The organism is Enterococcus sp. M-BR2 (assembly GCF_056612775.1).
On the sequence record NZ_CM152743.1, the window covers coordinates 1,808,093 to 1,822,085 of the forward strand.

Sequence of the window (13,993 nt, forward strand, 5' to 3'; positions counted from 1 at the left end):
CTCTTTCTAAATTAGTAAACGCCGTCTTCTCCTAGCTTTTTGGCGATCTTGTTAGCTAAAATTACCATGAATAATCCTACGACCCCTTTAAACAATCCCATTGCTGTACTGAAACTTAATTGTCCATTCTTCAATCCAGCTGTATAAATGTAGGTGTCGAAAATTTCTGCAACACTTCGATTCAATGAATTCAATAACAAGTACATATGCTCGAAACCTAAGTCCAGTGTCTGACCGATTTTTAGAATCAGCAAGGTAATGATTACTGGACGAATCGCCGGCAATGTAACATGCCATGTTTTTCTCAAGCGTCCTGCGCCATCCATTTCAGCTGCTTCATATAACTGTGTATCTACTGCAGTGATTGCTGAAAGGTAGATGATTGTAGACCAGCCCAACTCTTTCCAGATTACTTGTCCAATATAGACTGTTCGTGTCCACTCAGGAGATGTCAGAAAACTGATTTTTTCGAATCCCATCGTTGCAAGGAATTCATTCAATACCCCTCCGTCAACGTTCAAAAATACATAAGTAATCGAAACGATGATTACCCAAGACATGAAATGAGGGATATAAATGATCGTTTGAATCCCACTTTTCAGTCGCTTGTTCGTTACTTCGTTTAATAGTAGGGACAAAATAATTGGCATCGGAAAAAACACGAAGATATTTAACCCGAACAAGATCAAAGTATTCCTTAATAAAGTAAAGAAAGTCGGCTCTGTAAACAAACGAATGAAATGTTTGAATCCCACCCAAGGACTGCCCATTATCCCTAAAAATGGTTGATAATCTTGAAAAGCAATAACGAGCCCTCCCATAGGAAGATACCTAAAGATCAGGAAATAAAGGACCCCCGGCAGAATCATCACGTATAAAAATTTATTCGTTTTGATTCCTGCAATTATTTTTTTTCGTCTTCTGAGCTTTTCTTCTTTTTTCGATAGCGTCAGTTGAAATGGTTCTTGTTTCTTTACACTTTCCATAAGCCCCTCCTTAGTTTTATGAATGTTTGCTGCTTATGACTTTATGATAGATAACTATCCGAATTACGTATATAATCATTTTTATCGCACGTAAAAACGCTTACACGACAATGATTTTTATACTCGCAAAATATAAAAGTGTATTTCTTCACAAATAAGATACGCCTAGTAACTATTCTATTTTTTTCTATCTGGCACTTAACGTAGGAAATGATTATATACGTAATCTTTCACCGATGATAAATTGAATACATAGAAACAGAACATTTAATTTATTTTGAGGAGGAGCCTATCTATATGAAAAAGAGAGTCTCTATAGGAGAAAGAAGTTTTACATTTTTCAACAATACGTTTCTGATCTTGCTAGCTTTGATCTGTATCGTGCCTTTTTTAAATATCATCGCTACATCTTTCGCTTCTACACAAGAAGTCGTCGCGAAAAAATTTATCCTTTTCCCTACTACCTTTTCTCTAGACGCGTATCGCTATATTCTATCTACGCCAACTATTTTTAGAGCACTTGCTGTTTCGATTGGCGTTACCGGGGTTGGAACGATCGTCAGCATGTGCGCAACTTCACTGATGGCATACGGGCTTTCCAGAAAGTACTTGTTTGGTCGAGGATTCGTCAACTTTCTTGTTGTATTTTCTATGTTGTTCAGCGGGGGAATGATTCCCACATTCTTGGTTGTTCGTTCTCTGGGACTGGTCAATTCTTATTGGGCAATGATCTTACCTGTAGCTGTTAATGCAATGAACATGATCATTATGAGAAACTTTTTCCAAGCCTTGCCGGATAGTTTGGAAGAATCGGCAAAAATGGATGGTTGCACAGATTTTGGTGTATTTTTCAAAATCATGCTACCATTAGCGTTACCGTCTATTGCTACTATCTCACTTTTTTATGCTGTTACTTACTGGAACACTTATATGACCGCTATTTTGTATATCAACGATTCATCTAAATGGCCGATACAGATCCTTTTACGTCAGATCGTCATTGTATCAAGCGGGATGCAAGCAGAAAGTAGTGCCGTTGATGTGATTCCACCAGCACAAACAGTTAAAATGGCTGTTATCGTTATTGCCACAGTCCCTATGCTGATTGCTTATCCTTTTGTTCAGAAATACTTTGTCAAAGGCGCACTCGTAGGTTCTGTTAAAGGTTGATTGTGTATGGGACATAAAATGGAGGTTGTGAAAGAGACGTTCAGCCTTATTGTTTATAAGCTGTCTCTTGAACACCGTTTATTCGCAAAAAGGACTGTGACAAAGCTTTAGTCACAGTCCTTTTTGCGTGCTTAGCCTTGAAATTTAACTATCCATAAAGTCAAATACTAAGGTTATTCTCCTTTCTTTTATTGCTTGAATCAGACCACAAGAAAAACAGCCTCTTGATTAAACGGCGTTTATCTTGTTGATTCTGCGGCAATAAAATCAGCCAGCACAAAACATGAAATGCTGTTTTTCGCTGTCCTCTTTTATTGCTTGAATCAGATCACAAGAAAAACAGCCTCTTGATTCACAAATATTTTTTTCGATATTCTCCCGGAGTGATCGATTCTTTCTTTTTGAAGAAACGAATAAAATTTTGCGGATTTCGATATTGCAGTCTTTCTGCAATATCTTTTACAGAGAGATTTGTTTCTTTCAACCACTTTTTCGCTACCTCTAGACGATGATTTTGGACGAAATCACCAAATTTTTCTCCTGTTTCCTTTTTAAATACATTGCTTAAATAATTAGGGTTATAATGCAACCTATCAGCAATCACATCTAGAGATAGATCACGGTCATATTCTGTATAGACGATGTGCATGATATTCTCCGAAAGATTTTTAAATTCATGATCAGTGATTGCTTGAGAACATTCTGTGATTGGCAAGACTAATTGTTCTAAAACAAGTTTTTCTAGCTCTTTAGGATGATAATTATTCAATGCTTTTACATAGATTTGTTTCATGTTATCAAAATTTTTTGAATCTACTCCCAATAACTGCCCTAATTGAACGAGCTCATTGATCAAACGGACCGAAACTACTTCTCGGCTCAGAGGATTTTTATTTTGTGCGAACAATGCATTAATTAATTCATGTACCAGCTTCCTTACTTCCTGATTTCCGGAACGAATAGCTTCAAACAATCGATTCTGTTCTTCTACTGGATATCTAATAAGCGTTTTTTCATGCGCAGCAGGAACAATTTCCTGATAAAATATGATCGAACTCGGACCAGTATTTACACGATAATACAGGGCTTCTTTTGCTCGGTCAACCGATTGCTTGCTTTCATTCAGCGTTTCGAATCGGTTACTGATACCTATACTCACAGTTAATTTCAAGTATTCTTTTACACGTTTTTGAATGAGTCGGCAATACTCCATGACTTTTTTGCTTGCTTCTGCATCGTCTTTATCCATTCGATAAATAGTGGCTTGCATTTCTTCATTCAAAACGATCGGCAGCATTCGATTTTCCTTTGGCACAATTTCCGTGATCATGTTGTTGATTGCTAAAAGTAGCAAATCACGCTCCCCACCGTGACTATCTTCTAACAGATCGATTTGAACCAAGGCCGTATAATAGCAGTCATTTTGAGAACTATAACCAAATTGCTGCAACCGCTGGTCTAGTTCTCGCCTTTCTACTCGATTTCTAAATAAACTAAGTACAAATAACGTTTCTAGTTGTGGCTTTTGGGTAACTAAGTGTGCACTTAACGCTTCTTTTTCTCCTATGATCCGACTGACTGATTGAGCGACCAAATCTAGTTCTTTCCCACTGAATCCTTTTGATTTAAGATTCAAACGTTCCTGAATTTGAGAAATTGGACGGGCAAATCTGTCCGAAAATAAATAGGAAAGGAGACCGATCAGTCCTACCAGCGTCAAAGACACTGCAACTAACCCGATTCTCAGATTGCGAATCGTTGCTCCAATTGCACTAGAATCAACTTCTAATCTGTAAATCCAATTATTATAATCTGATTTCAGTACGATATAGGATGTCCCATTTTCTCTTATCACTTTCAACTGGTTGTACTCTAGATCCACATCCGCTAATGCTTCTGGCTGCTCTTCTTCTTTTACTTTCTGTGTAGAAAAAAGCTTTCCATCTTCGTTTTCGATAGAAAGTATATCTTCTCCACTTTCCCCAACAACTTGTTCTATTGTATGTTTCTCTATCGTAGCAATTCCCAATGCATATTTTTCTTTTTCAAACATTGGTAAAGGAATCACCATTTCGATTCCTTTATTTTTCTTTTGCCAAAATAAATTATCTTTGTTATTTATGTACTTTTGTTGATACCTTTCAACTTCCTCTTCAGTCAGTTGAGTCAACGATCCATTGATTACTCCCCATTTACCAGCTAAACTGAGTAAATCATAATTATTATCATCCATAACAATTGTTTCTATAAAGTTTAGCTCTTTCCTGATTTCAGAATAAGTGGAGTAATTTGTATATGTCAGCGGATGCTTGAATATATCCGAGAAATTTTTGGTCGAACCATACGTAGAAAACGAATATTCGATTGTTCTGATTTTCCATTCAACGTTCGTTTTGACTTGCCTGAGTAGGTTCTTTTTATCTGTTAAATAACTCGATTCGATCGACTCATAGGTATTCTGATAAATAAATAAACTAAATCCTATGACAAGTACGGCTCCTAATAAAAACATCGGTAAAAATATTTTATAAAACACTGTACTTTTCTTCATTTTCTTCCTCTCTTCCCTTTAAGTAAAAGGCTTTCATTTTTCTGTAAAATTGATACTCATCTAATTAAATGAGCATTCCCCGTTTTTAAGAATAGCATAATTAAAAATAAAAAGCCAAGTAATTTTTAACGTGTGCAATCTTTTCATACCAAAGATCTATTGACTTATCGTAGTTATCGTAATATGATGAATGCGTTAACAAAAAGTGAAAAAGTAAGGAAAATGATGGAATGGTAACGATCAAAGATATCGCTAAAGCAGCTGGTGTTTCTCATACGACAGTTTCTCGTGCTTTGAATAACAGCAGTTTAATCAAAAATGAAACAAAACAAAAAATACGGCAACTAGCTAAGGAAATGAATTATTTGCCGAACTATAGTGCAAAAGGTTTAGTAAATCAAAAAAAATATCTTATCGGACTGTTTTTCTCAAGTTTGCATAAAGGAACTTCATCAAATTTCCTAGCAGATTCCATTGCAGGTATCCATTCAGTGTTGGACACAAACTACAGCTTATCTGTCGAAAGTATCGATGCTGTTGATTTAACAGAAATCAATTTGCAACGTTATGATGGTCTAATCGTTATGAGTCAAAGTGATGAAGATCAGCCTTTTATCGATTATCTAAAAGAAAAAGAGTTTCCCTTCGTAGTTGTCAATCGTCACATCAATGATCCAGCGGTTATCAATGTTACTGCCGATGATGCGGCCGGTGTTATGCAGGCAGTAGATTACGGTATTGGGTGTGGACATACGAAGATCGCTTATATTGGTGGGAAAAAAAACTTTCGTTCGACAAAAGAACGGGAAAAAGGTGTATTGGACAGTCTAAAAAAAGCAAGCATCCCTGCCAATCCAGCCTATTTTTTAACAGGGGACTACAGCTTAGAAAGCGGCCTCCAAAACATGGAGTACCTATTATCGCTTTCTGACCTGCCTACTCTGGTTTTTTGTGGCAACGACGACATAGCGATTGGTGCATTGAGAGCTGTACATTCAGCTGGTCTTCGTGTTCCCCAGAACATTTCTCTGATTGGGTTCGATGATTCTCCAGTCGTCTCCTATCTTAATCCACCGCTTACTACAGTACACAAACCGTTGAAAGAAATGTGTCAAGTAGGAACAAAGCTTTTATTGGATTTGATTGAAGACAGGCCGATCGAACAATCTAAAATAGAGCTCTCCACCTTACTGATGCTTCGTGAGTCGATCAATTACTTGTAAACTGCAAGTAATTTTATATAAAAATGTTAACGTGTGCATAACACAGAAAGGAAGTAATCTATGAATAAACTGACAAAAGAATTAGTGAAAAAAAACGAGGCTCCCGTAAAAGTTCTTCAATTCGGCGAAGGCAATTTTATGCGCGGATTTGTTGATTGGCAGATTCAGCAACTGAATAACCAACAATTGTTTAAAGGAAATGTCGCCATCATTCAGCCTTTAGAACAAGGTCTTGGGAATATGATGAACCAGCAAGACAATTTATATACGGTCATTTTACAAGGACTCAGCAATGGCGAAATCGTTGATACTTCCGAGATTATCACCATAGTAGAACAGATGATCAATCCTTATCATGAATGGGATGCTTATCTTTCTCTAGCAGAAAATGACGACTTAGCCTATATCGTCTCCAATACAACAGAGGCAGGAATCCAATTTGTGGAGACTGATGAACGAACAGACACGCCACCACAGAGCTTCCCGAGCAAACTGACAGCCTTTTTATACCGACGTTTTGAATTAAACAAAGCTGGTTTTACCATTATTCCTTGTGAATTGATTGACAGAAACGGTGAACGTCTAAAAGAAATTATTTTACGCTATGCAGAAAAATGGGATTTAGAACCTGCTTTTATTGAGTGGTTAGAAAAAGAAAATGTTTTTTGTTGTAGTTTAGTTGATCGCATCGTACCAGGTTATCCTCGTGAGGATGCAGATGTTTTCAATCAACGACATAACTATGAAGATCAATTGATGGTCAAAGCGGAACCATTCATGCTTTGGGTGATCGAAGGACCTAAAGAGTTGGAAAATCAACTACGATTCAAACAGGCTGGCTTGAATGTCATCATCACAGATGATATGACTCCTTATCGTGAACGTAAGGTACATTTGCTTAATGGACCGCACACAGCGATGGTCCCTCTTGCTTTGTTGGCGGAATTGGAAACTGTAGAAGAAGTAATGAAAGATCCTTTATTCTCCGCTTATGTTGATCAGCTATTCGATCTAGAATTGATTCCTATGCTTTCTTTACCTAAAGATGAATTAGCCATTTATGCTGATCAAATCAAAGAACGTTTCTTGAATCCTTTTGCCCATCACAAATTAGAAGCGATTTCATTAAATAGTGTTTCAAAATTCAGCACCCGTCTGCTTCCGGTCTTCAAGAAGTATATCGAAGAAAAAAATCAAGTACCACCGCTAATCTCTGTTTCACTAGCTGCGTTACTTCTTATGTATCGAGGCGATCAAGTAAAGCCCCATGATGATGAAAAGACGATAAGCGAATTTGTTGATGCTTGGTCTGATAATGAAACAGCTATTCTTCGATTATTGCAAAACGCTGCGCTTTGGGGAGAAGATTTGTCTCAATTACCGAATGTGGCAGATACTGTTCAAGAAATGGCTACAAAAATCGATCAAAAAGGTGTCCGAGCAGTATTACAAGAAATGAAAGGAACGATGGTCCATGCTTGAAACCCTGCAACCAACAATGAAATTAAATCAACGAGACAGTGTTGTTGTCGCATTAACACCTATCCCAAAGCAAACACAACTGACGATTGATCAGCAAACGATCACCACTCTTGAAGATATCCCGCAAGGTCACAAGATTGCATTGAGTGATTTGAAAGCTGGAGACAACGTGATCAAATATGGCTATCCAATCGGGCACGTGACGACAGACGTAACTGCCGGTCAATGGCTGCACACTCATAATGTAAAAACCAACCTTTCTGGTGAATTGGATTATCGATATGAAAAAGATGTCCATCCAAGTCATTATCCTTTTGAGAACCGAACATTTCAAGGCTACTTACGAAAAAATGGAAAAGTAGGGATTCGTAATGACTTGTTCTTAGTTCCTACCGTTGGGTGTGTGAATGGAATTGCTGAACTGATCGTCAAACAGTTCAAAGAAAAACATCCGGATCTGGGACAGTTTGATCATATTACGATTTTAAAGCATCCCTACGGCTGTTCACAGCTTGGAAAAGATCATCAAAATACTCGAGAAATCTTAGCAGACGCGGTAAACCATCCAAATGCTGGCGGAGTTTTAGTGTTTGGATTAGGTTGCGAGAACAATACCGTTCCTGAATTCAAAAAAATTTTAGGTGAATATGATGAAGAACGAGTGAAATTTCTAGTGGCCCAAGATGTCTATGATGAGATCGAACAAGGCGTAGCTCTATTAGAAGAACTTTTAACCGCGGTCGAAAACGACCAGCGCATACCAGTCCCGCTCTCTAAGTTGAATGTCGGTTTGAAATGCGGCGGTTCTGATGGTCTATCGGGAATAACTGCCAATCCTTTGCTTGGTGCATTTTCTGATTACTTGATTGCTCAAGGAGGTAGCACGATCTTAACAGAAGTGCCAGAAATGTTTGGTGCAGAACAAGTATTGATGGCACGAGCGGAAAATGAAAAAGTTTTTGGTTCAATCGTTGACTTGATCAATGACTTCAAACAGTATTTCTTGTCTTACGGGGAACCAGTTTACGAAAACCCATCTCCTGGTAATAAAGCAGGTGGGATCACTACATTAGAAGATAAGTCTTTAGGCTGCACGCAAAAATCAGGAAGCTCTCCTGTCGTTGATGTACTGCAATATGGCGAAAAAATCAGAAAACCAGGACTTAGTTTATTGCAAGCTCCCGGGAATGATCTTGTAGCTGCCTCTGCTCTTGCTTCATCCGATTGCCAGTTGGTCTTGTTTACCACAGGAAGAGGGACTCCGTTTGGCTCATATGTCCCTACGGTCAAGGTATCTACGAACACGACTCTTTTTGAACGCAAAGGTCATTGGATGGACTTTAATGCAGGCGTCTTATTAGAACAACCAATGGAAGTGATCTTAGAATCATTTGTTCAAAAAATCATCGCTGTGGCTAGTGGAGAAGAAACGAAAAATGAACAAAATGACGTTAGAGAAATTGCCATTTTTAAAAACGGAGTAACACTTTGATTTTCATAAAACAGTATAAAAAGAAAGAAGGAAGATTTATGTTTTTATCTGATGATTTTTTATTAAAAGACGATTGGGCGAAAAATCTTTATCATTCCTACGCAAAAAATATGCCCATTATTGATTATCACTGTCACTTAGATCCAAAAGAAATTTACGAAAACAACAATTTCAGCAATCTGACAGAAGCTTGGTTAGGAGGCGATCATTACAAATGGCGCTTGATGCGAGCTTGCGGCGTGCCTGAAGAAAAAATCACAGGAAATGCTTCTGATTTTGAAAAATTTTTAGCTTGGTGTCAAACCGTACCAAAAATTATCGGCAATCCGCTTTACAGTTGGTCACATCTTGAATTGAAGCGTTTCTTCGATATTGACTTGTTGATAAATGAAGAAAACGCAGAGAAAATTTGGACACAAGCAAATGAAATTTTGGCATCTCCTGATTTCCGTCGGCGGGAAATCGCGAAAAAATCGAATGTAGAAGTGATTTGTACGACAGATGATCCAGCAGATGACTTACACTATCATCAATTGCTTGCTCATGAAGAACCAGATTTGAAAGTTCTCCCTTCATTCCGTCCAGACAAAGCACTCAATATTGAAAAAGAAGGATTTAATGCATGGATTACACTACTGGAAGAAGCAGCTGACCAAACGATTACCACCTATCAAGAACTGATCGAAGTTTTAGGGCAGCGGATAGAATACTTCCATCAACATGGATGTCGTGTTTCCGACCACGCTTTAGACACCTTACGCTATAAAGAAGCGGATGAAACAGTATTAGAAGAGATTTTTCAAAAAGCACGAGCTAACAAACTATTATCTTCAGATGAAATCGATGCTTATCGTACAGAAACACTGATACGTTTGACCCACTTCTATCATTCTCATAATTGGACAATGCAGCTGCATATTCATGCTTATCGTAATTGTAATACACAAATGTTGGAAAAATTAGGACCCGATACCGGTTATGATGGAATGAATGATCTTTCTTTGACTATTCCTCTGCAAAAATTATTGAATCGTGCAGAAGAAACGAATCAGTTGCCAAAGACGATCCTCTATTCACTGAATCCAAATGACTACCCTGCGATTTTAGCTTTGATGGGCTGTTTCCAAAAAGAACAGAATGGAAAACTGCAGTTAGGTTCTGGATGGTGGTACAACGATACTCGAGCTGGTATGCGCGATCAATTGACACAGTTTGCTGATGGTAGTGCTTTGGGGAATTTTGTCGGCATGCTGACAGATTCAAGAAGTTTCCTTTCCTACACTAGACATGAATATTTCCGTCGTGTTCTTTGTGAATTTTTAGGCGAAATGGTCATGCGAGGGGAAGCGCCTGAGGATGAACAACTTTTAGGAAGTCTCGTTCAAGCGATTAGTTATACAAATGCTAAAAATTACTTTGGCTTTTTTGCCTAATTGATTAATAGTAACAGTAACGAATCAAAAACAGGATAGCGAAATAACGGAATCCGTTTATCCACGTTTTAGAGAAGAAGACGGACCAAATTTGCTCCGTCTTCTTCTCTTGCTGTTCTGCTTCATTGCCTATAAACCTTTATGAAAGAAGAGATAACATGCTTACTATCCATATTGCCGGTGATTCTACTGCGGCAGAAAAAGATGAAAACAAGCGTCCCGAGACAGGTTGGGGAGAAAAAATATCTGCTTATTTTTCACCTGAGATCCAGATTAATAACCAAGCAAAGAATGGACGCAGCACTAAAACATTTATCCAGGAAGGAAGGTTAGCCCGTTTAGCTTCACAGTTTCAGCCAAATGATTTCTTATTTGTACAATTTGGACATAACGACCAGAAAATCCAAGAAGAAAGAGGTACGCTTCCATTCGGTAGCTATTTAAAAAATCTGCAGATATTTTTTGAATGCGCAAAAAAAGCGAATGTCCACATGGTCTTGCTGACATCTGTGACGCGACGAGATTACTTAGAAAATGGAACATTGAATCCAGATATACTTGGAGACTATCCAAAAGCGATGCGTGCATTTGCTGAGAAATACCATATTCCGCTTTTAGATGTTTTCTCACGATCACAAGAATATTTCCAGATCTTTTCAAAAGAAGAGACAAAAAAATTCTATCTGCATCTTATGCCTAATAGTTGTGAAAATTACCCAGAAGGACTAAAGGATAATACCCACTTTAGTCCAGAAGGCGCTGATAAAGTTGCCCGAATAATTGCTGAATTGATAAAAGAATCCCGTCTGCCTCTTGCTGATTATTTACAAAAAGGAGTTTGAAATGTTTCCATTAAATTTAGGCATTCGTGCCCATGATCTAGAGGTTCGAAATCGTGAAGAAATCGTTCAAAAAGTATCACAGCTTCACTTGTCCCATATCCAATTTGCACCGCAAAAAGCATTTCCTGAACAACTTAAATTAAATGCCATGACACTTGGAAGTGCTGCCTATTTTGGTGAATACTTCCAAAAAAACAATATCGAACTTTCCATTTTAGGATGCTATATCAACCTATCCAGCAAAAATCAAGAAGTTCGTGCACAAGCATTAGCAACTTTCAAACAGCAAATTGCTCTGTGCTCTGCCTATCAAGCCAAGATGATCGCTACAGAAACTGGTAGTGTCTCTGTCGGTTACACAAAAGAAAATTTTACTGAAGAAGCTTATCAGATCGCTAGAAATTCTGTCATTGAATTAGTCGCTCATGCAGAAAATTTTGGCGTAACTGTTGCTGTTGAAGCAGGGATCAATCATCCAATCTATAACTATCAGTTAGCCAAACGTTTAGTCGATGAAGTAGCTTCACCAAATTTAAAAATTATTTTAGATTGTGCGAATTTGATGCATAAAGAAAATCATACTGATCAGGAGAAAGTGATCCAAGGTGCCTTGGACAATTTACAGGGTTGTATTACAGCCCTTCATCTCAAAGACTACATCATGGAAAATGGAAAGATCCGCATGGTTCCTGTTGGCAAAGGCTGTTTAGATTTCCGACCGGTACTGCATTATATCAAATATGAGCGTCCTCTAATGTACGCCACTCTTGAAGCTACTCCTGAGATTTATGTTCCTGAAGCAATAGAACACTTGCAGTTTATTTACCAAGATTGTTAAGGAGAAGATTATGGAGGAACGAATACAGAAAAGTTATCAAAAATATCATGCAAATGCTTTTCAGACATTGCTGCATCTTTATCAGGGGAATTATTGGCGCTTTGCCATGTCAGGACTCTTTTTTATTATCAAACATCTTCCATCTTGGTTAATGCCGATCGCTATTGCCAATGTAATCAATGCAGCTTCATCAAAAGATTCCTCTCAATTGCAGGCGATTTATTTCAACGCTTTTTTGATGACTTGTCTGATCGGACAAAATATATTGACGAATTATTTTCATGTAAAATACCATAGCACTTCGATCCGGCAAGTAGAAGCTGGACTAAGAGCGACCCTTATCAAGAAAATCCAAGAACTTTCTATTCCCTATCAAAAAGAATTGCAATCTGGCCGGATCCAATCAAAGATCATCCGTGATGTAGAAGCCATCCAAACATTGTCCTCTCAAGTATTTGTCAGCGGATTGAACATTGCTGTCAATTTATTCGTGGCTTTAGGTATCACGCTTTATAGAAGTCCTGTCGTTTTCTTGTTTTTCTTATTGACTGTCCCTCTCGCCGCGTTAGTTACTCTTTTTTTCCGGAAAAGGATCAGACAGTCCAATTCAGATTTCCGGCAAGAAATGGAAGAAACTTCTGCAAAAGTGATCGAAGTGATCGAATTAGCACCGATTGCTCGAGCTCATGGGTTAGAAAAACACGAAACCACTCGCTTAAATAAGCATTTTACCCAAATCTATGAAAAAGGATTCCACTTAGATATCCTGCAATCTGTTTTCGGATCAGTCAGCTGGGCTAGTTTTCAGATATTTCAGCTGACTTGTTTGATTTTCACTGGGATATTAGCTTTACAAGGGCGTATCCAACCAGGTGATGTCGTGATGTATCAGACATATTTCACAACGATCGTCAATTCCGTTTCTGGAATGATCACACTGATTCCTACGATTTCAAAAGGCATGGAATCTATTACTTCTATTGGTGAACTGTTGATTGCTGGCGATGTAGAAACTTATCACGGTAAGAAAAAAATCCAACATTTGGATGGAAATTTTCGTTTTGAGAATGTTTCTTTTCATTACCCGGACTCACTCAAGCCGATTATCGATCATTTTTCTCTAGAGGTGAAAGCTGGAGAAACAATTGCTTTTGTTGGGCCATCTGGTTCTGGAAAATCTACACTCCTTAACTTATTGATTGGATTTATCCAGCCGTCTTCAGGGAGGATTTTCTTGGATGATCAGCCTTTGGATGAATTGGATATGCGAAGTGTGCGTAATTATTTAGCCGTTGTTCCTCAAACCACTTTGTTGTTCTCCGCTTCGATCAAAGAGAACATCACTTATGGCTTGAAAAACGTATCAAAAGAACGTTTAAATGAAGTCATCGAAGCTGCGCAACTTTCTTCACTGATTGACCAGCTTCCTGATGGTCTGGATACCTTAGTAGGCGAACATGGCAACAAGCTGTCTGGTGGCCAAAAACAACGTATCTCTATTGCACGAGCATTGATACGTCAGCCGAAAATCATTTTGCTAGATGAAGCAACTTCAGCTTTAGATAACCAGTCAGAGAAAAAAATCCAGCAGGCCCTGAATTACCTGACAGAAACACCCACTACTTTTATTGTGGCTCATCGGCTTTCAACGATCAAAGAGGCAGATAAAATCGTCGTGATCGATGAAGGAAAAATCGTTGAGATGGGTACTTACGAAGAGCTGTTAGCTCAAGAGGGCTATTTTTACCGTTTGAAAAATGAATGACAAAAAAAGGAGAGACGACAAGAGTTTTGTCGTCTCTCCTATTTCTAAATAAACGGTGTTCTCCTGCCAACTCCTCGGTCACAAATCACAATAGTCATCAAACATGAGAAGCTTTTTTTGAAATTGTTCCTTGTAACTCAGAGTTAAACGGTAGGCTCACGACCTCTTGGTAAATGGTGTTCAAGCGACAGTCTATCGGCAATAAGAAGCA

General features: G+C 38.2%; 10 protein-coding genes. 8 read left to right on the plus strand and 2 right to left on the minus strand.

Annotated features, from left to right (window positions below; all coding sequences use genetic code 11):
* Positions 1–11: 11 nt before the first annotated feature.
* Complete coding sequence (locus AC1F25_RS08795) at positions 12–986, minus strand: ABC transporter permease (protein WP_002320509.1); 975 nt, start codon at positions 984–986, stop codon at positions 12–14.
* 297 nt (positions 987–1,283) lie between these two features.
* Here AC1F25_RS08795 and AC1F25_RS08800 point away from each other — a divergent pair, with 297 nt between their 5' ends.
* On the plus strand, positions 1,284–2,156 hold the full coding sequence (locus tag AC1F25_RS08800; protein ID WP_002310853.1) for a carbohydrate ABC transporter permease: 873 nt from the start codon (positions 1,284–1,286) through the stop codon (positions 2,154–2,156).
* A gap of 352 nt (positions 2,157–2,508) precedes the next feature.
* Here the strand turns inward: AC1F25_RS08800 and AC1F25_RS08805 are convergent, their stop codons facing one another.
* Positions 2,509–4,707 (minus strand): helix-turn-helix domain-containing protein, encoded by a 2,199-nt coding sequence (locus AC1F25_RS08805; protein ID WP_002314471.1) that lies wholly within the window; start codon positions 4,705–4,707, stop codon positions 2,509–2,511.
* A 230-nt stretch (positions 4,708–4,937) separates the two neighbouring features.
* On the opposite strand from AC1F25_RS08805, the gene AC1F25_RS08810 reads away from it, so the two are divergent.
* From AC1F25_RS08810 to AC1F25_RS08840, 7 genes are all read left to right on the plus strand, one after another.
* Positions 4,938–5,930 (plus strand): LacI family DNA-binding transcriptional regulator, encoded by a 993-nt coding sequence (locus tag AC1F25_RS08810; RefSeq protein WP_479994053.1) that lies wholly within the window; start codon positions 4,938–4,940, stop codon positions 5,928–5,930.
* Positions 5,931–5,990: 60 nt separating this feature from the next.
* A complete protein-coding gene (locus AC1F25_RS08815) occupies positions 5,991–7,412 on the plus strand; it encodes a tagaturonate reductase (protein ID WP_002335434.1) in 1,422 nt (473 codons plus the stop codon).
* Positions 7,405–8,904, plus strand: coding sequence for a UxaA family hydrolase (locus AC1F25_RS08820; RefSeq protein ID WP_002310848.1), 1,500 nt, complete (start codon positions 7,405–7,407; stop codon positions 8,902–8,904). Before AC1F25_RS08815 ends, AC1F25_RS08820 begins: the two co-directional genes overlap by 8 nt.
* 38 nt (positions 8,905–8,942) lie before the next feature.
* Complete coding sequence (gene uxaC, locus AC1F25_RS08825; protein WP_002320514.1) at positions 8,943–10,337, plus strand: glucuronate isomerase; 1,395 nt, start codon at positions 8,943–8,945, stop codon at positions 10,335–10,337.
* A 158-nt stretch (positions 10,338–10,495) separates the two neighbouring features.
* On the plus strand, positions 10,496–11,179 hold the full coding sequence (locus tag AC1F25_RS08830) for a rhamnogalacturonan acetylesterase (protein WP_002314467.1): 684 nt from the start codon (positions 10,496–10,498) through the stop codon (positions 11,177–11,179).
* Position 11,180: 1 nt separating this feature from the next.
* Positions 11,181–12,017: a sugar phosphate isomerase/epimerase family protein gene (locus AC1F25_RS08835; RefSeq protein ID WP_002314466.1), complete on the plus strand. Its 837-nt coding sequence runs from the start codon at positions 11,181–11,183 to the stop codon at positions 12,015–12,017.
* Positions 12,018–12,027: 10 nt separating this feature from the next.
* Positions 12,028–13,782: an ABC transporter ATP-binding protein gene (locus AC1F25_RS08840; RefSeq protein ID WP_151669009.1), complete on the plus strand. Its 1,755-nt coding sequence runs from the start codon at positions 12,028–12,030 to the stop codon at positions 13,780–13,782.
* Positions 13,783–13,993: the final 211 nt, after the last annotated feature.